We start from the raw sequence: 20,532 nt of genomic DNA, 5'->3' as shown, positions 1-20,532 counted from the left end.
GGTGTTATGGAGCGCTTGTTCTTGAGAAAAGGCGAAGTCCCGTCAAGCTTTCCGGTCAGCAGCTGGCAAAGCGTGATGTTCTCCGAGTTTGAAGCGCAGATGAGCAGCGAGGCAAGACCGTTCCCTTGCGTGTTCGGGGTGACCGGACATCGCCAGGATCAGCTCCGCTATCTGTTCCTCGATCCGTATGACGTCGCGGTGCTCGGCGAGCAGCTCGCACAATATGTTTCGGAGGCGCGCTCGTTCGGTCCCAACACCTCGTTGATCGTGTTCACGCGGCCCCGCCCCGTACAAACGCTCGACGCCTATTATCGCAAAATGTGGTTGACGCTCGACCAGCTCGCGCGCCTGGACAAGAACCCGTGGCCGTCGGACATTCCGGAGCAGATCGACCATCCGATGTGGGAGTTCTCGTTCGCGGGCGAGCCGATCTTCGTCGTGTGCACGACGCCGGCCCATGTGATGCGCCAGAGCCGCCGATCCAGCGCCTTCATGCTCACGTTCCAGCCGCGCTGGGTGTTCGACAAGATCCTCGGGACGGAAAAGGCGGCGACCGCCGCGTTCGCCGAGGTGCGCAAGCGCCTGATCCCGTACGACAGCGCGAGCCCCTCTCCGCTTCTTGGCCGCTACGGCGCGACCGATGGCCGCGAATATCTGCAGTACTTCCTGCACGACGACAACAATGCGAGCGGAGGCTGCCCCTTTGCCAAGCTCGCGCACAACAAGACGCCAGCTATCGCGAACAAGGAACAGGCAGCATGACCCAGATCATCGCGGGCACGAAGACCGAATTTGCCATCGATCCGGAGATCCTGAACCTGCTCCCGGCCCAGGGGTCCGTCGAGCTGCAGCATGATGCAGCCGGCAAGGTGCATCACTTCCATACCCATCCGGTCGATGAAATCCTGATGATCATCACCGGCCGGTTGAACTTCATCTGGGACGGCGGTGAGCGGGTCGTCGGCGCCGGCGACACCATCCTGTTGCCTGCCGGCACCCGGCATCAATCCGAAGCGCTCGAAGGAGGCGCAATCTACGTGATCGCGACACAGCCGCCCGCCAGGCCAATGAACAACTGACATCCAGGAAAAACGCGAACACCTCAGGACAGTGAGGGATCGCGCGGCGGCTCAACCGCCAAACGTTCGACCAGCTCGATGACCTCGGAACGCTGGTCGGACGCAAGTCGAAGGAAGGCCTTCAACAGTCGCAGGCTTTCCAGTGTTTCGCTCGATGGAGCTCCGAGCTTGTTCTGCAGCTCTGCAACGTATGTGGGATTTTTCATCTCGCACCTTAAGTGAGGATTACGAATGGCATACCCAGGTAAACGTGAAGGCTTGGCCCAGAAGGTCGACACCGCAGCGCAAGAGGCCGAACGCCTTGGCCTGACCACGGCAACCCTCATACTCCGGATGGCCCGTCTCGAGATTGATCGGGCGGAGCCCGAGGAAGTTGAAAGTATGCCAAGGAACAACTTGCGCAGCAAGCCGAACTGAGGTCCCGAACGGGCCAGTTCCGGGTCGAAGGCCGCCGGCACGCGGCGGGGACCCGTGACGTCTGAACGACATCTTGCGAGGCGAGAGGCTTCCCTCCCGCCTCAGGTCAGGTGGTTAGCGCGTATCTGATCTTGGTTCAGACCAAACGGCTAGCCGGTGTTGCCTGGCTTGCCGAACGCGCCTGCCTCGGCCAACGCGGCGATGCGCCGGTCGTCGTAGCCAAGCGTCTTCCTCAACACATCCCGGGTGTGCTGACCGAGCAGCGGAGCCGCAACGGGATCGACTGTCGGCGTCAGGCTCATATTGACCGGCGACTCGATGTTCGGAACCGAGCCGGCGGTTGGATGCGCGATCTTGCTCAGGCGATGACGATCGCGCACCTCGGGTGCGTTGAAGCCTTCCTCGATCGTACGCAGATAGCCAACCGGAATATTGGCCTTCTTCATCTTTGCCATCCAGTGCTCGAGCGTGTCGCTTGCAAACACGCTGGCGATGATGGCGCGCAGCTTCTCCTTGTTGGCAGTCCGCGCCTTGCGGTGAGCAAACTCGGGGTCGGTGACGAGATCCGGGCGCTCGAGTACGTCGGTGACTAGCCGGCGATAAAGCCGGTCGTTGGCGCAGGCCATGTAGAGCGGCCCATCGGACGCCCGGTAGACGCCAACGGTCGGCGAACCGTTCGGAGAGTTGCCGAAGCGGCCGGGGTTGTTGCCGTTGATGAGATAGGCCATGCCGTAGAAGCCGGTCATTGACACTGCGGTGTCGATCAACGCGACCTCGACCTGCTGCCCGCGACCGAGCCGATCCCGCGCAATCAAGGCGAGCAGGATGGCGTTGCAGGCCGACATGCCGGTTGCCATGTCCACGATCGGTGGCCCGGTGCGCACCGGTTCGCCATCCGGAAAGCCGTTGAGCGACATAAAGCCGCTTTCGGCCTGCGTAATCGGGTCGAAGCCCGGGCGCAGCGCGAAATCACCCTTGCGGCCGTAGGCGGAGATCGAGCAATAGATCAGCCGCGGATTGGTCGGCGACACCGACGCATAGTCGAGACCGAATTTCTTCATCACGCCGCCGGAGAAATTCTCCACCACGACGTCCGCCTTGGCAATCAACGCGCGTGCGACTTCAAGCGCGGCCGGATTATTGAAATCGAGCGCAATGCCGCGCTTGTTGCGGTTGAGGCTCAGATACGCTGCGCTTTCCCCGCCAATTTCAGCGTGCTCATAGGCGCGAGTGTCGTCCCCACCGTCCGGATTCTCGATCTTGATGACCTCGGCCCCGAAATCGGCCAGCGTTTGCGTGCAAGCCGGGCCGGCGACGACGCGGGTGAAGTCGACCACCAGCAGGCCATCGAGCGCCGTCGGAACTCCCTCCCCGCGTGGCGCGCGCCCTGGCAATTCTGGTTTGGTCATGATCTGACGCTTCCTCTGTTATTTTGTCAGGCGAAATACTCCGGCCCTTGCCAGGACCGGCACTGCCTGCCTTTTAGCGGAAGCCCGTCACCAAAACCAAACCCGGATTTTGCAGGGCGGGACCTTCGCCTGACATGGCTGTCAGCGGCAACGGGGTCCCGCAGTGCCGGCAGCGCCGACACGGTCGAACGATTTCGAATGTCAAGGAAATCCGCCGGATACCGGATCCGTCAGCGCGGCCGGCGAGCGGAAGAATGGACATCGGCGGGTGGCGACGCTCCGTCGCCACCCGCTCGAGAACCGTCGCGCTATTCGGCGATCATTTCGCCGGAGCCGCCGAACTCGGCCGGAAAGTCCTTCAGCTTCGGCAGGCCATCGCGTATCGGCAGCACCGCCTCGGAATAGTTGACGTGAACGCCGGGGCTGAACTTCAGCGTCGGGATCGTTGCCGTGAACACGTCGACGAGCCCAAGCGTCGGGTGGTTCGTCATCAGGTGACCGCCGCACTTGGTGCAGTATTTGCGCTGGCTCATCGCGGTCTTCTCGAACGTTCCGAGATGATCGGCGCCCTTGGTGACTTCGACCGCCTCGGGCTTCCAGAGGCTGAATGCATTCACTGGGCCGCCGGACCAGGAACGGCATGAACGGCAGTGGCAATAGCCCATCGCCTCAGGCTCCCCAGTGACCTTGAGTTCGACGGCGCCGCAAAAGCAGGTTCCAGTGTGATTCATCGCTCGGTTCTCCTTGGGTGAATTGATTGGACTCCGCGCCGGCATCGACCCACGTTACTCGTGATGTTCGCGATGCAGGATAAGATCAAGGCGGGCTTGGCCGCTGCGAACTCCCTTGTGGACGTACCAGACCATTCCCCCGCACCAGAGGCAACACACTGCGCACGAATGCGGGCAGGTCGTCGACGTGAGCGAAGTTACATGAGAGTCCGCGCTGCTGTCGACCGTCTTCGACGCAGATCAGGACGAACTCAGTGTGAGGCAAACTATAGTGCCCCACACATAATGGATCACTGCCGCGCCGGATGCCTGAGCGGCACCCGGCACGTGAGCACATCGCTTCAGATCAGCATTGACGGTCCTTCACCGGAACCTTGCTCGGCGTGACAAGCCCGTACATCAGCGCCAGCCGATCGAGGCATTCCTTGAGGCGCCGCGCAAAATAGTCCTGCCAGCGCTGGGTACGCAATCCGCGCCGCTGCCCAACCTGCTCCATGGTCATGCCGAGGATCAGGACGTCGTGCACCAGTGCCGAACCGTCGGCACCGAGCTCATGCTCGGCGCGATTCAGGCGCAAGGTCGCCTGGCGCTGCCCCTCCGTGATCGGTTCACGTTGCTGACCGCCGTCAACATATTCCCGCGTCGTATCCACCGCGCGAGGGCCGCGCTCGGCCTTCTCCCAATCGTTCTGGAAGGCCCGACCGCTTCGGTACTGTGTGTCGTCGATCTGCCGGTGTGCATGCAACCGGCCGAGCGGATCGTTGCGTATCGAGCGAAAGGCAATGATCTTCTCGCCCGGCTCGAGCGCGAGGGGATCGTCGATCTCGACGGTCGCCACCTCGGCGTTAACGGGCAGATCTTGGGAGCGCCGATCATGTGTTCCAGCGGGATCGTACGGTTTCCGGCGTTTTGCGCGCGGCATTGGTGACCTCCGAAATGTGTGATGAAAGCGCGCGGCGGCGTCCGCGCGACCGCGGTTGTGTGGACCGACATCGATCGGTCGGAAGGTGAGCGGCCTCAGATGGCCCCGACGGCTTGAAGCCAGGCGTCGTTCAGTACCGGCCTCGTCGCTGCCTCGGGATCGCGGCTCAGGTGAAAATGCGGCGTGCAATAGCTCGCGCCCGGCCGGCACGGGTGACCGCAGAAGGTCATGGTTTCGCCGTCGGCATCCCCGCCATAGGGATAGCGGCAGTCTCCGCGCTTGAGGTCGAACAGTGAAAGGTGCCGTGGCGCGACCGCCGCGCAACGAAGTTGGGGCATCTCCACCGTTTCGGTGAAGCTTTTCGGCCAGCGAAGCGGATCGCACTTCAGCTCGGCCCGCCCTTCACGCAAGCGCCCGATCCTCGCTGGCTCCGGTAAGGCCGGCTTGGGTGGATCGAGGTGCCCTGGCAGGGACGGCTCCGGCCAATCGAGGCCCGCCAGCCCCATGCGCTGCGCCCGGCTGAGGGCCGCGTTGCGAGTATAGGCCGTGCTGAAGGTTGCGTTGATCGTGTCAGCGATTTCCGAATAGGACAAGCCGCGGGCGCGCAGGTCCTGCAAGGCAGCCGAATGCTCCGGCAGCCAGTTCACCATATCCATTCCAAATTCCCATTTTTGTCATTCCGCCGGCGCCTCGAACACCTTCCGATATTCCGAAGTAAAAGTCAAGCTTGAATTCTGATAATCGTAACGGTAGTAGTATGTCCAGCTTTGGAGAGGATGAAACATGCTGGACGCGGCACTTATCGAACGAGCACTGGAAAAGACTGGAAAGAGCAAGGGCGGGCTTGCCCGCGCAATGGGGGTTCGGGCCGGGGCGGTGTCCGAAATCCTGTCGGGAATCCGCTTGATCAAGGCGTCGGAGATCGCCCCGATCATGGAATACCTGGAGCTGAACTCGGTGCCGATCGTGGGCCGGGTCGGCGCCGGCGCCTCGATCCAGCCGGAGCTAGAGCAGGTCCCGCCGGAGGGTCTCGGCGAGATCGAGCTCCCCTTCCCGATGACGGAGGAAACCGTCGCTTTCGAGGTTTCGGGCGATTCGATGCTGCCGAAATACGAGAACGGCGATGTCATCGTGGTGTATCGCGAGCAGCGCTATCCGCTGTCGAGCTTCTACGGAGAGGAAGCTGCGGTCCGGCTGAAGAGCGGCGAGCGCTATCTGAAGACGATCGAGCGGGGCAGTTCGTCCGGTACGGTCAACCTCAAAAGCTTCAATGCCAAGCCGATCAACGGCGTCAAGCTCGAATGGATCGGCGAGATCTGCGTCACCCTGCCCCGCGGCCAGATCGAAAGGCTGCGCGGCAAGACGGCGGCGAAGAGCCGCAAATCCGCCCGGGCGCAGGGCGGACGGTCGTCCGAGAAGTAGCCGCCCGGCTGCAGGGGCCGGCCTGACCGATTCGGATGCCTTCGGGCCGAATCGGTCAGTGCGCCCGCGCCTGAGTTCCGATTATCGTCAATTTCCCTTGACATAATTCCGATTATCGGAAATAATGGCCAACGAAAGTCAACGCATCGAACCGCCAGGCAATGCAGTATTTTGTTGTGATGATCGACTATGGCCGCCGTGGCCGCGAGGCGATCGTCGATCCTGAAATGACGCGGCGCGAGGTCATCTCGCGGGTCGCGTCAGGGGAATACACCAACATCAGCTTCATCCACGAGGTTGCCGAGTGCTCGGTTGAGGATATCACGGACGATATCCTCGCGGAGGCTGCCCTGCCGGAGGTCGCCCCGACCGGCGCAAACCTGCAAGCCAATACACTGGATCACGCCCGCGACCTGCGCAAACACGAGCCGGTCTGACCACGCTCACGCGGCGATTGCGAAAACGTGATCTTTCTTGAGCCGGCCACTTGGCCGGAACCCGAAACAGACTAGATAGGGTTCACGCAGGGTCTATTCGGACCGGGCGTGGATTCCCACTAGATTAGCGATCGTCTTCCCGGGCCGGCAGATTTCAGCTTCAGATGACTTCGACAACAAACGCCGAGATCGCGAGAGCCGATGGCGATCTCAGGATCGCGCTGCTGCTTGGCATCGCAAACTGGTTTCTGTTCCTGGATCACGTTCCGCACAACGTCGTCAGCGCGCTGACCATGCGCAATTTCGGCTTTAGCGGCGCGACCGACCTTTTTGTGTTCATCGGCGGCTATGCAGTGACGCTCTTCTACGCCCGGATGGCGCTGGAGCGCGGATTCGTGGTGGCCGCGACCCGTATCTTCAAGCGAGTATGGCAGCTCTATGCTGCCTATATCGTCCTGTTCGTGATCTATGTCGAGTTGATCAGCTATGTCGCCACGCGGACCGCGGCGCCCGAGATCATCAGCGAGTTCAACATCACCGGATTCATCGACCACCCGATCCGGACGCTGATCTACGGCTTGTTCCTCCAGGCAAAACCCCTCAATCTCGACGTGCTGCAACTCACTATCGCCCTGATGGCCTTCCAGCCGTTCGTCGTTTTCGGATTGCTCTACGTGCCGAACGCAACGCTTCTCGCGTCCGTGGCGCTTTACGCTACCGCCCGCGTGTTTGACTGGAACCTGACTTCATATCCGTACGGAGATTGGTACCTTAATCCGTTCTGCTGGCAATTGCTGTTCGTGATGGGTGGCTGGCTCGCGCTCATCGGCACGCGCTATGCACCTGCGATCCGCGCGATGCAGGCCGTTACCGCGCTGCGCGCCACGGCGTTGCTGTACCTGCTGTTCGCGCTGACGATCGTCTCCGGTAGCGATATCCCGGCGCTCGCTCAAATGATGCCGAGCGGACTAAGCGACATGCTGCTGCAGAGCGACCGGGAGGACGTCGCACCTCACCGCATACTGCATTTCCTGACCCTGACATTCCTGTTCACCTGGTTGGTGCCGCGCGACTGGGGATATCTGCGATCTTACGCCCTGCAGCCGATCATCAAATGCGGCGAGGAATGGCTGGCCGTGTTCTGTGCGGGCGTGTTCCTCTCCTTCGCTGCGCACCTGATTTTGATCACCGGCCCATACTCACTGACAAGGCAGGTCGCGGTCAGCCTCGCCGGTCTCGCGGCAATGACGGCTGTCGCCTACTACGTCTCGTGGTCGAAGCGGCAGGACAACAAATCGGCGGTCGGCGCTCATTCCTGAATCCGTCGATCTAGAGCATTTCATTGCTTAACTGAATCGGAGGGGATTCCGGTTTTTGGCGGTTTGTGATTCAAGATGCTGACTGGATTGGAGGCCAGCATCGCATGACCCGACCTCTTTCCCTGGATCTTCGCGAGCGTGTGGTGGCGTCGGTTTTGGCGGGCGAGAGCTGCCGATCTGTGGCGGAACGGTTTGGTGTTGCGGTCTCGTCGGTTGTGAAGTGGTCACAGCGGCAGCGGGCGACCGGCTCGGTTGCGCCCGGCAAGATGGGCGGTCACCGCAAGCCCTTGCTTGATCCGCATCGTGCCTTCATTGTCGAGCGGATCATTCAGACGCCGCACCTGACGCTGCATGGTCTGAAGGCGGAACTGGCAGCTCGTGGGGTCAAGGTCTCACACAACGCGGTCTGGCTGTTCCTGCGCCGGGAAGGGCTGCGGTTCAAAAAAAACACTGTTCGCCCTCGAACAAGCGCGCGCCGACGTCTCTCGTAGGCGCCAGCGTTGGCGATCCTGGCAGGCCGGACTTGATCCGGGCCGGCTCGTCTTCATCGATGAGACTTGGATCAAGACCAACATGGCCCCTTTGCGGGGCTGGGGCCCCAAGGGCGCACGCCTGCGCGGCTTCGCCCCGCACGGTCACTGGCGTACCCTCACATTCCTCGGCGCGCTCCGCCATGACCAACTCACGGCACCCTGCGTCTTCGACGGCCCGATCAACGGCGAATGCTTCTGCGCTTATGTGAAGCACCTTCTCCTGCCAACCCTGCGCGAAGGCGACATCGTCATTCTCGACAACCTCGGAAGCCACAAGTCGAAAGCTGTCAGGCAAATGATCCAGGCTGCTGGCGCCAGGCTCTGGTACCTGCCGCCATACTCGCCCGACCTCAACCCGATCGAACAGGCCTTCTCCAAGATCAAACACTGGATGCGGCAGGCTCAGAGGCGCACCGTCGAAGACACTTGGCGCCACATCGGTCACCTCGTTCAGGACATCCAGCCTCGCGAATGCGCAAACTACTTCGCAAACGCCGGTTATGCTTCAGTCAAAATGTGAAACGCTCTAGTCGACCAGCAGCGCGCGCCTTAGCCGCGTCTCGCTGTCGTGCAGCATGGTGGTGTCGAGGTCCCCTCGCGCAGCTGCATCCGTCGCGCAATCGAACAGGCGGTAGAACTGCAACCCGTCATAGGCGACCAGCAACAGATCGACGCCCGCGTTCAACGCCTCCACGACCGCGGTGCAGACATCGTGCTGATAGATCGCGCCCATCACCAGATCGTCCGTCATGACGACGCCCTGGTAGTTCCAGCTCTTCCGGATCAGCCCGTCGACCACGGCCTTTGAATGCGACGCCGGCCGTCCCGGGTCGAGCGCATTCACCGCCACGTGCCCGACCATCAGGCGCGCATCGGTCGACGACAGCACATCGCGGAACGGGCGCCAGTCCGTCGCCTCCAGTTCGCCGGCCGGCGTATCGAGATCGGCGTTGAAATGATGCGTGTCGGCGCGCACGCGGCCCAATCCCGGAAAGTGCTTCACGGTGGCATTGACGCCCGCGGACTCGAGGCCATGGATGTAGGCGCCCGCGATCGCGCTCACCTTGGCCGGATCATCGGAGATCGCGCGCTGATTGATGAGCGTATTGAAATCGAGCCGGTTGTGCTTCGCCGCCGGCCGCAGGTCGAGCACCGGGGCAAAGTTCAGGTTGATGCCAAGCGACGCCAGCTCGCGTCCATGGATGCGCCCGAACTCCTCGGCTTTCGCTTTTTGCTCTTCCGGCGCCAGGGAGGCGAGTGCGGGCAGTCTCGTGAGCGGTGGTGCCAGATGCGAAACGATGCCGCCCTCCTGATCCGTGGCCACCACCAACGGCGGCAGCCCGGCGGCTCGCCGCCTGGCCTGCAGTGTGGCGATTTCCGCCTCCAAAGCGCCAGCCGTCCTGCCGGCGACGTTGCGCCGGGTGACATAGATGCCCGCAACGAACCCCTTCTCCACAAGCGGTGCGACCTCGTCGAACGACCGATAGCCGATGATAAAATGCTGCCCCAGCGACCGCGCGAGGGCCGGCTCAGTCTGGAGAACTCGGTGCTTCCGCACCTCGAACACACCATGCGCGGCGAGCATCGCGAGCGGCGGCAGACACCACAGGATCACCAGGAGCCTTCCTGACCGCGTCCGCCTCCGCCACGTGGCGCCGCGGGCCAGCATGAACACGACGGCGATACTTGCGAGCACGAGAAGAAGATTGCCCGTCCCGCGCAACGGGACCAGATACGGATCGTTGTTGTTGACGCCGGCCAAGACGAATACGAGCCCGACGATCCAGGCCAGGGCAATGCCGACGCGCTTGATCATTTGCATGGAGACGACGGGTGAACGAACCGAATGTATCGTCCGTATCAGACCGGAATCGCCGCAGCGAGCGGATAAAACCGCTCTGCACGCAATCTGCATAACAATCCTGAACTCCTGCTGATCGCCTTCCCGCCGTCTGCACGCGGCCAACCCAAGGTGCGCCCCGCCGCAACCGGGATCGCGTCCGCAGATCCGTCGATGACGTCAGCGCGAACGCCGAAGTCCACACGTCCTTCAGTCCAGAGGTCATGATGACAAGCCTAGAGTCACCGGAAACCGAGACCTACTCGATTGCCAATGGTTTGCCGCCGGCCAAGGCCGCCGCCGCGCTTGCGCTCGTCGCGCTGGCCGATTGGTTGTTCTATGATCAGAACGCCGGGCTATCGGTCGTCCTCTTCGCCTTCGCGCTGGCCGGCGTGTCACTGGCCGCCAACTTCGGTCACGTCGCTCGCCACAGGCTGCCGATCGCCGGCGCGATCGTTGTGGCCGGGCTACTCCCTGCCCTGGAGGAGGTCAACGCAGTCTCGCTGGCCTTCGCCATTCTTGCGCTCGGCACCGCGCTTGCTCTGACGACCAATCCCTGTCTCGACAGCGTGACCAGGGGAGTTGCCTCGCTGGTGGATCTCCTTCTGGTCAGCCCTTTCAGGTTGTTCCGGGACGTCGTCAGCGCATTCGACCTGCCGGGCCTCACCAGGGGGTTCATCCTATGGTTCGTGCCGTTGCTGCTCGAAACCGTGTTTGTCTTTCTGTTCGTCGCAGCCAATCCGGTGCTGGAGATATGGATCAGCCAGCTGAACCCCGGCAATCCCGCCGCCAGCCTCAGCCTCGGTCGCACGCTGTTCTGGATCCTCGTATTGGCGCTGGTCTGGCCATTCGTCCATGTCAAATGGCGGCGCTACACCAATGTCGCGCCCAGCGGACCGCGATCTTCCGCGCAGGGTCCGGCTGAACCCGATCATTTCATCGACTTGTTCGGCGCAGGCACCATCCTGCGCTCTCTGATCCTGTTCAACTTGCTGTTTTCGATTCAGACAATTCTCGATGCGATCTATCTCTGGGGCAACGCAACGCTTCCCGCCGCCATCACCTACGCATCCTACGCCCACCGTGGCGCCTATCCGCTGATTGTCACGGCGCTCCTGGCCGCGGCTTTTGTTCTGGTCGCGATGCGGCCGGGCGGCCCGGCCGAACAATCGCGGGTAATCCGACCGCTCGTCTACCTCTGGGTCGGGCAGAATATTCTACTGGTGATCTCCTCGATTCTCCGGCTTGATCTTTATGTCCAAACCTATTTGCTTACCTACTGGCGCGTTGCGGCATTCATCTGGATGCTGCTCGTCGCCGTCGGGCTGATCCTGATTCTGGTGCGCATTGCCCTGCGGGCATCGAATGAATGGCTCGTCCGCGGCAACCTGTTGGTACTGACCATCGCGCTCTATGTCGGTTCTCTGATCAATTTCGCCGCCGTCATCGCCGACTATAATGTCCGTCACAGCCACGAAGCCTCGGGCAGCGGCGTCAGTTTGGATATGGACTACCTGATCCAGCTCGGCCCGAACGCGCTTCCAGCCATCGACCAGGCGATCCAACTGCGTTACGCCAGCCCGGTCCTTGTCTCTCGCCGCAATAGCCTTGTAGAACAGCAACGCCAGCAGATGGCCTCATGGCGCGGCTGGAGCTTTCGCGGCTGGCGGCTTCAGCGTTTCCTGGACGGGCGACAGAGCAACGCGCCGGGATAGTCGAAGCGCCGGTTTTCGGAGACGACTCGTGACGCACCGCATCCTCATCGTCGACGACGACCTGCATATCCGCGAGGTCATCCGCGTCGCGCTCAAGAAAGCCGGCATGAACGTGGCCGAGGCCCGCGACGGCAAGGAGGCGCTGACCCGGTTTGCCGGCGAGCGGCCGGACCTGATCGTGCTCGATATCGGCATGCCGGAATTTGATGGCCTCGACGTTTGCCGCGAGATCCGCAAATCGTCCGACGTGCCGATCCTGTTCCTCTCCGCCCGTGACGACGAGAGCGACCGTGTCCTCGGCCTGGAGATCGGCGGTGACGACTACGTGACCAAGCCGTTCAGCCCGCGCGAGCTCGTCGCGCGGGTGAATGTCATCCTGCGGCGCATGACCCTGCGGAAGGCGGGGACAAGGACAGAGGCCGGCGTGCTCTCCCGGGGACATCTCTCGGTCGATCCCGAGCAGCACGTGGCGGCATTCGCCGGCGTGCCGCTGCGCCTGACCGCGATCGAGTTCGGAATTCTGCGCGCCTTCCTGACGCGGCCAACGGCGGTGTTCAACCGCGAGCAGATCATGAGTGCGGCCTACCAGCTCAACATCCAGGTCTCCGACCGCACCATCGACAGCCACATCCGCAACATCCGGGCCAAGCTCGCAGCCGTAAACTGCGACAACGTTATCGAAACCGTTCACGGCGTTGGCTTCAGGCTCGGTCGCGGCGAGCAGCAAGCATGACATCGTTCCGCGCCCGCCAGAAGTGGCGACCGTCGCTTGGTCTGGTCATTTTCACCGTGCTTGCGTCGGTCGCGGTCCTGCCACTGATGGGGCTGTTTTTCTTTCGCCTCTACGACAATCAGCTGATTCACCAGACGCAAGCCGAGCTGATCGCGCAAAGCCGTGTCCTTGCCGCGATCTACGCCGAACACGTGAAGGCGCGGCTTGGCGATGGCATCCTGCTCGGCGCCGCGGTACCGCCGGAGGCACTGCCTGATCGCGGCGAGCAGGTGACGCCGATCCGGCCCGCGCTCGATCTCGCCGGCAACGACCTGCTGCGGCGACGGCCCGATGCGCTGCCGGCGGCGAAGCCGGCGGATCCGGCCTATGTCGAGATCGGTACCGCACTCATGCCCATCATCCTGGAGACCCAGAAGGTCACGCTGGCGGGTTTCCGTATTCTCGATCCGCAAGGTGTGGTGATCGCGGGACGCCAGGAGGTCGGACAGTCGCTTGCCCATATCGAGGAGGTGGCTGCGGCGCTGGGCGGCCAGTATAGCGCCACGCTGCGCATCCGCATGCCGGACAAGCCTCCGCCACCGATCTATTCGATCAGCCGCGGCGTCGGTGTCCATGTCTTCTCCGCGATGCCCGTGACCGTCAACGATCACGTCGCCGGCGTGATCTACACGTCGCGGACGCCGAGCAACATCTTCGATCATCTCTACCAGGAGCGCGGCAAGTTCCTGCTCGCCACATTGGCCGTGCTACTGGCGACCGTTGCGATCGGGCTGATGTTCTCTCGTACGGTCACGCGCCCGATGCGCGAGCTCGTCGATCGCGCCGTGCGGATCGGCCGCGGCGACCGCAATGCGTTTCAACCGCTGCAGCATTATGGCACCCGCGAGCTCGCCCAGCTCTCCGACAGCTTCCTCGACATGGCCCAACAGCTGTCGCGCCGCTCCGACTACATCGCCACCTTCTCGGCACACCTGACGCACGAATTGAAATCGCCGCTGACATCGATGCGGGGCGCGGCCGAGCTGCTGCAGGATTCGCTTCAAAGTAAGTCGGACACGCTGACCCGATCCGAGCAACAGAGCTTCATCTCGAACATCCTTGGCGACGTCGCGCGGCTCGATGCGATGAGCCAGCGGCTGCGCGAGCTGGCGCGCGCAGAGAGCGCTCCGCAGAACGAGCAGACCCCGCTTTCTGGCGTCATCACGAACCTGAAGAGCCGCTTTGCACAGCGGACAATCGTGGCCAGCGGCCACCTCGACCGCTCGATCGGGATGTCCGGCGAGAAGGCTCTGATCGTACTGGCGCATCTGGCCGACAACGCCTTCCGTCACAATGCCAGGTCGGTGCAGCTCGAAGCGATTGCCGAAACCTCGACCCTCAGGGTGACGGTGAGCAACGATGGTGACCCGATCTCCGACGCCAACAGCGACAAGATCTTCGATGCCTTCTTCACCACCCGCCGCGATAGCGGCGGCACCGGCATGGGCCTCGCCATCGCGCAAGCCGTCATGGTGAGCCATGGCGGTACGATCCGTCTCCTGCCTGCCAGCCAGAGCGTCGCTTTCGCGCTGGAGTTTCCCGCGGTCTAACCGGCTTCAGACCCGCTCGATGATGATCGTGGCCGCCATGCCGCCGGCGGCGGCGCCGAGCCGTCGAGCACACCGGAGGAATTTCCCGCGTGGTGGACAAAATTGATCGATATCTGGTTGCCTCTCAGCATCAGCTTCCAGCCAGTTGGCCGTCGCGCGCTTACGGCTTGAAATCAAGCGCATCGACGTCCTCGACTTCCGCCCTCGCAATCGCGCCGGCGCATGGCCGCCTGCGCTCTCCGGTTGTCCGATCAGGCATGCTCAGCCGAGCCATGCTTGACGGGCAATTTCGTTTATGCGCAGCTGCTCAAAACAACAAGGCTACTCAGGGGCAGGACATATGGGCGGGCTTCGGCGCATATTAGCCGGTTACGGCTTCCTCATCGCGTCGGTCAATCTGGCGGCGGCGGAACCGATCAAGCTGCGGGTGGCCGACTCTTTTCCGAAAGGGCATTACCTCGTCCGCCTCGTGCTCGAGCCCTGGATGGCCGAGGTGCAGAAGCGCACCAACAACGCGGTGACGTTCGAACACTATCCGGCGCAGCAGCTCGGCAAGGCCGCCGACATGTTGAAGCTGACGCAAGCCGGCGTCGCCGATATCGGCTATGTCGCGCCCGCTTACGTCTCCGACAAGATGCCGGTCTCCGAAGTCGCGATGCTCCCCGGCGCGTTCGAGCATTCCTGCCAGGGCACGCTCGCCTATTGGAAGACCGCGCGAAGCGGCGTGATTGCAGAGCAGGATTATACCGCAAACGGCATCCGCCTGCTGCTCGCAGTCAGCCTTCCGCCCTATCGTATCCTGACCGTGAAGCAACCGGTGAAGGACACAGCCGACATCAATGGACTGAAGCTGCGGTCGACCGGCGGCGCGCAGGACCTCACCTTGCGCGCGATCGGCGCGGTGCCGGTACGGATGGCGGCCCCCGACGCCTACGAGTCGCTGTCGCGCGGCACGATGGACGGTCTCCTGTTTCCGCTCGAGAGCGTCGTCGCCTATGGCGCCGACAAGCTGGTGAAACATTCCACCGACGGCTTTGGCTTCGCGAGCTTCGTGGTCGCCTATTCGATCAGCGAGAACGCCTGGAAGAAACTATCGCCGGAGATTCAGAAGGCGATGATCGACACCGCCGAGGAGATCCTGCCGTCCGCCTGCAAGGAAGTGCAGAAGCAGGACACCGAGACCATGAAGTCGATGGAAGCCGCAGGCGTCCAGTTCGATACCTTGCAGCCTGACGTCGTCGCAAAACTCAAGGACCTGACGAAGGGCGTGGGCAAGGCATGGGCCGACGGGCTCGATGCGCGCGGCAAGCACGGCAGCGACGCCCTGAAGGAGTTTGACGCCGCGGTCGCTGCCGTCCCGGCAAAATGAATACGCAAAGCCACGGGGACAGAAAATTGATCGACGGATTGCTAAGGGCGCTCGGCGCCATCGAGAAGGTTGCCTCGACGATTGCGGCGACGTTCATGTTTGCGATCATGATGATCGTGTTCGGCGACGTCATCATGCGTTACGTGTTCAACAAGCCCTTCTCATGGGCCTATGACCTGATCTCGCTCTACCTGATGGCCGGTATCTTTTTCCTGGTGCTGTCGGACGCCCACGCCAGCCATGCCCATGTCAGCGTGGACATCCTGCAGCAGAAATTCTCGCCGGCGATGATCCGTGTCTCGGAGATTGTTACCTGCGTGGTCGGCATCGTCATATTCTCGCTGATCGCCTATCTGGGCTTGCTGCGTGCCGTCGACAGCTTCAGGTCCGCCGATGTGATGGCCGGCGCGATACCCTGGCCGATGTGGCCGTCGATCGGCCTGGTTCCGTTCGGCGCCGGGCTGATCACGATCCGCCTCACGCTTCACCTCGTTGCTCATGTGATCTCGCTCGCGACCGGACGTAGCGTGATCGCACTACCCACCTCGCACGCCGCCGGAGAGACGTTCGAATGACGCTGATGCTGGTAATGCTGGTGCTGTTCGTGCTGCTTGCGATCGGCACCCCAGTCGGGTTTGCGATGGCAGGATCCGGCGTGCTCGGCCTGTACTTGGTCGGCGGCATGTCGATACTGACTGGAATACTGCAGACCGCGCCGCTCTCGGCGGTGACCTCCTACGAGCTGATCACGATCCCGATGTTCCTGCTAATGGCGGAATTCGTGCTCGTGAGCGGCATCGCCGACGACCTGTTCAAGGCGACTGCGGCCTGGGTCGGACGAATCCCTGGCGGTCTCGGCATGGCGACGGCACTGGCCGGCGCCGGCTTCGGCGCGATCTGCGGCACCAGTACCGCTTCGGCCGCCACGCTTTCCGCCACGAGCCTGCCGGCAATGCTGAAGCTGGGCTATGAGCCGAGAATGGCAGCGGGCGTCGTGGCGATATCTGGCACTCTTGCGATGCTGATCCCGCCATCCGTGGCGCTGGTGATCTACGGCTTGCTGGCGGAAGTGAATATTGGCGCCCTCCTGATCGGCGGCGTCATTCCCGGGATCCTCGTCACCTTCACGATCATGGCGACCGTCTGGTTCCTGGCCTGGCAAGATCCCGCACGTGCTCCGTCGGCTCCCTCCGTATCGCTCGCGGAAAAGCTTCGTATGCTGCGCGTCGTAGGGCCTATGCTGCTGTTGTTCGGTATGGTCACCGGCGTCATCTATACCGGCGTCGCCACACCGACCGAGGCGTCTGCGCTTGGCGCATTTGGCGCGTTTGCGCTCGCCTGCTGGAAAGGCAGGATCAATCGCAAGACGCTGCGTAGCGCATTGCTCCGTTCGGCTCACGGCACCTGCATGATCGCCATGATTCTGTTCGGTGCCTCGATCTTCGGTTACTTCTTCACGCTGACACAGGTAACGCAGAATCTGGTGAGTTGGGTGGGCGGCCTGCCGGTGCCTCCGTGGCTGATCCTGACCATTATCCTGTTCGGTTATATCGTTCTCGGCTCCTTCATGGACCAGATCGCAATCCTGGTGTTGACGGTTCCGATCGTGCTGCCGCTGATCAAGTCGCTCGGCTACGATCCACTGTGGTTCGGCGTGATCAAGATCGTGACGGCCGAGGTCGGCATGATCACGCCGCCGGTAGGGCTCAATTGCTTCGTCGTGGCACGCTACTCGGGACGTCCGGTGAGCGAGGTCTTTCACGGTGTATTCCCCCATTTCGTCGCGCACCTGATTGCAATTGCGATCCTGGTGATCTGGCCGATGATCATCCTCTGGCTGCCCATGAAAATGGGCTACTGAAGACCAACGAACATGGGAGAGAAACATAATGTCGGTTCGACTGGCGAGGCCGCTTGCGCTGGCTGCAATTTCGTTGGTGGCAACAATGGGAGCTGGCAATGCCCAGGAGAAGATCACCCTGCGCCTTGCCGACAGCCTGCCGTCCGGCCACGTGATCCATGAGCTCGTCGGCAAGCCGTTTTCAGAGCTCGTCACGAAGCTGACCAACGGCCAGGTCACGTTCCAGCACTTCCCGGCGGAGCAGCTCGGCAAGGCCAAGGACATGGCCCAACTCACCGCGCTTGGCGTTGCCGACGTCTCCTACATCGTGCCGTCCTATTCGTCGGACAAGTTTCCGCTGACGGCCGTCGCCGAACTGCCCGGCATCTTCGACAGCGAATGCCAAGGCTCGCTCGCCTTCTACAAGGTCTCGCACAATGGCGGCATCCTGGAGACCAAGGAGTTTGCGCCGAACCAGCTTCGGCCGCTGGTGACGCTGGCGCTACCGGCCTACCAAGTCCAGCTTGCGACCAGCCGCGATGTCAAGACCGCAAAGGACCTCGAAGGCCTGAAGATCCGCACCACCGGCGGCGCGATGGACCTGATGATGCGCTCGATCGGCGGCGTTCCGGTGCGGATGGCCGCACCCGAGATCTATGAATCGCTGACCCGCGGCACGCTCGACGGGCTGATCTTCTCCTACCAGAGCTCGGCGTCCTACGACTTCGGCAAGATCCTCAAGTCGGGCACCGAGGGGCTGAACTTCGGCACCGCGATCTTCACCTATTCGATCGGCGAGCTGAAATTCAAATTGCTGCCCGAGAATGTGCGCAAGGCGCTGGTCGAGGCCGGCGAGCAGACCACGCGCGAGGCCTGCAAGCGGTTCGAGGACGGCGAGAAGGCCGCTGCCGACAAGATCAAGTCGCAGGGCACGAAGGTCATCAACTTCAGCGCTGACGACAAGAAGGTGTTCGACACCGCCTTCAAGTCGGTGGCCCAGGATTGGGTGAAGGACGTCGACAAGCGCGGCAAGCCGGGCACCGACGTCTTCAAGGCCTTCACCGAAGCACTGGCTGCTACACATTGAGCCAGGCCCCGACGAGAGAAAAACCATCCGCGCTGGCGGGTCCGCTCGCCGGCGTCAGGATCGTCGACCTCACCAGCGTGATGATGGGACCCTACGCGACCATGATCCTCGGCGACTACGGCGCCGACGTGATCAAGGTCGAGAGCCCCGATGGCGATGTGATGCGCCACGCCGCCCCGATGCGCCATTCCGCGATGGGCGCGATGTACCTGCAGGGCAACCGCAACAAGCGCTCGATCGTGCTCGACCTGAAGAAGGCCGGCGGCCGCGCGGCGCTGCTGCGGCTTGCCGCGGACGCCGATGTCTTCGTCCACAACGTTCGTCCTGCGGCAATGGCGCGGCTGAAGCTCGGCGCCGACGACCTCCTCGCCACCAATCCGCGGCTGGTCTACGCCAGCCTGCACGGCTTCGGCGAGACCGGGCCCTATGCGGGCCGGCCCGCCTATGACGACTTGATCCAGGGGCTGACCGCCCTGCCCGCGCTGACCGGCAGGATCACCGGTGAGCCGCGCTACTCGCCGGCGACCATGGCTGACCGCATCGTCGGCCTCAATGCCGTCCACGCCATCCTGGCCGCGCTGTTCCACCGCGAGCGCACGGGGGAAGGCCAGGCGATCGAAATCCCAATGTTCGAGACCATGGCGCAGTTCGTGCTCGGCGATCACATGGCCGGCCGCAGCTTCGCGCCACCGATTGGCCCATCTGGCTACTCCCGGCTGCTGTCGCCCGACCGCCGTCCGTATCAAACCAGCGACGGCTACATCTGCGCGCTGGTCTATTCCGACAAGCAATGGAACGCGTTCTTCGCCAAGATCGGCCTCACCAATGAGGCCGACCGCGACCCGCGGCTGAACAGCATCTCTGCGCGAACCCGGAACTACGATTTTGTCTACGACTGGTTCTCGCAGATGATGAAGACCCGCAGCACCGCCGAATGGATGCGCTTCTTCGAAGAGGCCGACATTCCGCATGCGCCGCTGCACGATCTCGACAGCCTGATCGACGATCCGCATCTGGAGGCCGTCGGGCTGATCCAATCAATGGAGCATCCGACCGAAGGCACGCTGCGGTTGGCCGGCCCTGCTGCCACCTGGAGCAAGACGCCGCCATCGATCCGGACCTATCCGCCAAACCTCGGCGAGCATGGCCGGGAGATCCTGCGCGAGGCTGGACTTGCGGATGCGGAGATTGCCGCCCTCCTCAAGGAGGGCGCGCTGATCGACCCCGACTGACTATTTCCTGCGCGACGCCAGGATCTTCTCGGCGGCGCGCAGATGCGGCTTGTCCAGCATCTTGCCGTCCATCTTGGCGACCCCGGACGGATTGTTGGCAAACGCAGCGATCACCCGCTCCGACCACGCGATCTCCTCATCGGTCGGCATGAAGGCCGCGTTGACGACATCGACATGCTTGGGATGGATCACGGCCTTGGCGAGGAAGCCGTCCTGCCGCGCCGCGATCGCCTCCGCCTTCAGCGCATCGAGATCGTTGATGTCGGTGGCGATGGTATCGATCGCGACCACGCCGGCTGCGGCCGCGCCGATCAGACAGAGATCGCGGGCGAGGATGAAGGGCGAGTGATAGCGGCCGTCGGTGCGGTTGCGCGTTGCGCCGAGCGAGGCCGCAAGGTCCTCCGCACCCCACATCATGCCCCAAAGCCGCGGGCTCATGTTCTCGAAGTCGAGGATTTTCAGCACCGCGCGCGCCGTCTCGGTCGCCACCGTGACGATCCGCGTGGTGCCCTGCGCGATACCTGAGGCGGCCTCGAATGCATCGAGATAGAGCGCGAGCTTGTTGACATCGGCAGCGCCGGCGCACTTCGGCAGCACGATGCCATCGGGCTTCCCGGGCATCACCGCCGCGAGGTCGCCAAGCGTCAGATCGGTATCGAGCGCATTGACGCGGATATAGAGCTTCTGGTCCGGATTGCGCGCATCGAGCATCTCGCGCGTGATCCCACGCGCGACAACCTTCTGCTCCGGTGCGATGGAATCCTCGAGATCGAGAATCAATGCGTCGGCCGCGGTCTTCTTCGCACTCTCATATTTCCGGGTGCTGTCGCCGGGAACGAACAGGAACGATCGCATCGT

22 protein-coding genes are annotated in these 20,532 nt (G+C 62.7%); 14 read left to right on the top strand and 8 right to left on the bottom strand.

The genetic code is table 11. From position 1 onward, the window contains the following. The first annotated feature begins 75 nt into the window (after positions 1-75). Both HAP47_RS13900 and HAP47_RS13895 read left to right on the top strand, forming a co-directional pair. Positions 76-762, top strand: a complete 687-nt coding sequence (locus tag HAP47_RS13900; RefSeq protein ID WP_231168874.1) for a YqcI/YcgG family protein — start codon at positions 76-78, stop codon at positions 760-762. Beyond that, positions 759-1,079: a cupin domain-containing protein gene (locus tag HAP47_RS13895; protein WP_173637762.1), complete on the top strand. Its 321-nt coding sequence runs from the start codon at positions 759-761 to the stop codon at positions 1,077-1,079. Before HAP47_RS13900 ends, HAP47_RS13895 begins: the two co-directional genes overlap by 4 nt. Positions 1,080-1,102: 23 nt before the next feature. Here the strand turns inward: HAP47_RS13895 and HAP47_RS13890 are convergent, their stop codons facing one another. The 5 genes from HAP47_RS13890 to HAP47_RS13870 form a co-directional block, all read right to left on the bottom strand. Next, the gene (locus HAP47_RS13890; RefSeq protein WP_231168873.1) at positions 1,103-1,285 is read right to left on the bottom strand and encodes a hypothetical protein; all 183 of its coding nucleotides are present in this window, start codon (positions 1,283-1,285) and stop codon (positions 1,103-1,105) included. Positions 1,286-1,645: 360 nt separating this feature from the next. Further along, positions 1,646-2,908: a CaiB/BaiF CoA transferase family protein gene (locus HAP47_RS13885; protein ID WP_173640506.1), complete on the bottom strand. Its 1,263-nt coding sequence runs from the start codon at positions 2,906-2,908 to the stop codon at positions 1,646-1,648. A 305-nt stretch (positions 2,909-3,213) separates the two neighbouring features. Further along, positions 3,214-3,636 (bottom strand): GFA family protein, encoded by a 423-nt coding sequence (locus tag HAP47_RS13880; protein WP_173637763.1) that lies wholly within the window; start codon positions 3,634-3,636, stop codon positions 3,214-3,216. Between the two features lie 346 nt (positions 3,637-3,982). Next, positions 3,983-4,558 (bottom strand): DUF6456 domain-containing protein, encoded by a 576-nt coding sequence (locus HAP47_RS13875; protein ID WP_173637764.1) that lies wholly within the window; start codon positions 4,556-4,558, stop codon positions 3,983-3,985. Positions 4,559-4,653: 95 nt separating this feature from the next. Next, positions 4,654-5,214: a GcrA family cell cycle regulator gene (locus tag HAP47_RS13870; protein WP_173637765.1), complete on the bottom strand. Its 561-nt coding sequence runs from the start codon at positions 5,212-5,214 to the stop codon at positions 4,654-4,656. Positions 5,215-5,341: 127 nt separating this feature from the next. Between HAP47_RS13870 and HAP47_RS13865 the strand changes: the two genes are divergently transcribed. The 4 genes from HAP47_RS13865 (at position 5,342) to HAP47_RS13850 (ending at position 8,789) form a co-directional block, all read left to right on the top strand. Beyond that, positions 5,342-5,980 carry a LexA family transcriptional regulator gene (locus HAP47_RS13865; protein WP_173637766.1) on the top strand — a complete coding sequence of 213 codons (639 nt, stop codon included), beginning with the start codon at positions 5,342-5,344 and terminating at the stop codon, positions 5,978-5,980. Positions 5,981-6,141: 161 nt separating this feature from the next. Beyond that, positions 6,142-6,417 carry a hypothetical protein gene (locus HAP47_RS13860; protein WP_173637767.1) on the top strand — a complete coding sequence of 92 codons (276 nt, stop codon included), beginning with the start codon at positions 6,142-6,144 and terminating at the stop codon, positions 6,415-6,417. Positions 6,418-6,581: 164 nt separating this feature from the next. After that, positions 6,582-7,736, top strand: a complete 1,155-nt coding sequence (locus HAP47_RS13855) for an OpgC domain-containing protein (RefSeq protein WP_173637768.1) — start codon at positions 6,582-6,584, stop codon at positions 7,734-7,736. Between the two features lie 104 nt (positions 7,737-7,840). Continuing rightward, positions 7,841-8,789, top strand: a protein-coding gene (locus HAP47_RS13850; protein WP_173637148.1) for an IS630 family transposase whose coding sequence is annotated in 2 segments (ribosomal slippage) — positions 7,841-8,176 and positions 8,178-8,789 — 948 coding nt in all. Because the reading frame shifts where the segments join, the coding sequence is not laid out codon by codon here. 6 nt (positions 8,790-8,795) lie between these two features. Here HAP47_RS13850 and HAP47_RS13845 read toward each other — a convergent pair. Next, positions 8,796-10,091: a glycoside hydrolase family 3 protein gene (locus HAP47_RS13845; protein WP_173640507.1), complete on the bottom strand. Its 1,296-nt coding sequence runs from the start codon at positions 10,089-10,091 to the stop codon at positions 8,796-8,798. A gap of 242 nt (positions 10,092-10,333) precedes the next feature. On the opposite strand from HAP47_RS13845, the gene HAP47_RS13840 reads away from it, so the two are divergent. The 3 genes from HAP47_RS13840 to HAP47_RS13830 are packed head-to-tail and all read left to right on the top strand — an operon-like array spanning position 10,334 to position 14,146. After that, positions 10,334-11,824: a DUF4153 domain-containing protein gene (locus tag HAP47_RS13840; RefSeq protein WP_371821774.1), complete on the top strand. Its 1,491-nt coding sequence runs from the start codon at positions 10,334-10,336 to the stop codon at positions 11,822-11,824. A 28-nt stretch (positions 11,825-11,852) separates the two neighbouring features. Next, the gene (locus HAP47_RS13835; protein WP_173637770.1) at positions 11,853-12,557 is read left to right on the top strand and encodes a response regulator transcription factor; all 705 of its coding nucleotides are present in this window, start codon (positions 11,853-11,855) and stop codon (positions 12,555-12,557) included. After that, entirely contained in the window at positions 12,554-14,146 is a 1,593-nt protein-coding gene (locus tag HAP47_RS13830; RefSeq protein WP_173637771.1) for an ATP-binding protein, read from the top strand. Before HAP47_RS13835 ends, HAP47_RS13830 begins: the two co-directional genes overlap by 4 nt. A 6-nt stretch (positions 14,147-14,152) precedes the next feature. On the opposite strand, the gene HAP47_RS13825 is transcribed toward HAP47_RS13830, so the two are convergent. Then, positions 14,153-14,329, bottom strand: coding sequence for a hypothetical protein (locus tag HAP47_RS13825; protein ID WP_173637772.1), 177 nt, complete (start codon positions 14,327-14,329; stop codon positions 14,153-14,155). A gap of 157 nt (positions 14,330-14,486) precedes the next feature. Between HAP47_RS13825 and HAP47_RS13820 the strand changes: the two genes are divergently transcribed. From HAP47_RS13820 to HAP47_RS13800, 5 genes are all read left to right on the top strand, one after another. Continuing rightward, positions 14,487-15,515, top strand: a complete 1,029-nt coding sequence (locus HAP47_RS13820; RefSeq protein ID WP_173637773.1) for a TRAP transporter substrate-binding protein — start codon at positions 14,487-14,489, stop codon at positions 15,513-15,515. Positions 15,516-15,541: 26 nt separating this feature from the next. Then, positions 15,542-16,090 carry a TRAP transporter small permease subunit gene (locus tag HAP47_RS13815; RefSeq protein ID WP_231168872.1) on the top strand — a complete coding sequence of 183 codons (549 nt, stop codon included), beginning with the start codon at positions 15,542-15,544 and terminating at the stop codon, positions 16,088-16,090. Further along, a complete protein-coding gene (locus HAP47_RS13810) occupies positions 16,087-17,376 on the top strand; it encodes a TRAP transporter large permease (RefSeq protein ID WP_173637775.1) in 1,290 nt (429 codons plus the stop codon). Before HAP47_RS13815 ends, HAP47_RS13810 begins: the two co-directional genes overlap by 4 nt. Before the next feature lie 28 nt (positions 17,377-17,404). Then, positions 17,405-18,442 (top strand): TRAP transporter substrate-binding protein, encoded by a 1,038-nt coding sequence (locus tag HAP47_RS13805; protein WP_231168871.1) that lies wholly within the window; start codon positions 17,405-17,407, stop codon positions 18,440-18,442. Between the two features lie 80 nt (positions 18,443-18,522). Continuing rightward, positions 18,523-19,674 (top strand): CaiB/BaiF CoA transferase family protein, encoded by a 1,152-nt coding sequence (locus HAP47_RS13800; RefSeq protein WP_231168971.1) that lies wholly within the window; start codon positions 18,523-18,525, stop codon positions 19,672-19,674. Here HAP47_RS13800 and HAP47_RS13795 read toward each other — a convergent pair whose 3' ends face one another. Then, entirely contained in the window at positions 19,675-20,529 is an 855-nt protein-coding gene (locus tag HAP47_RS13795; RefSeq protein ID WP_173637777.1) for an HpcH/HpaI aldolase/citrate lyase family protein, read from the bottom strand. Positions 20,530-20,532: the final 3 nt, after the last annotated feature.

It is taken from the genome of Bradyrhizobium sp. 41S5 (genome assembly GCF_011516665.3).
Taxonomy (GTDB): Bacteria; Pseudomonadota; Alphaproteobacteria; order Rhizobiales; family Xanthobacteraceae; genus Bradyrhizobium; species Bradyrhizobium quebecense.
Note: the sequence above shows the minus strand (reverse complement) of the source record. Positions and strands in the feature narration are given on the sequence as shown.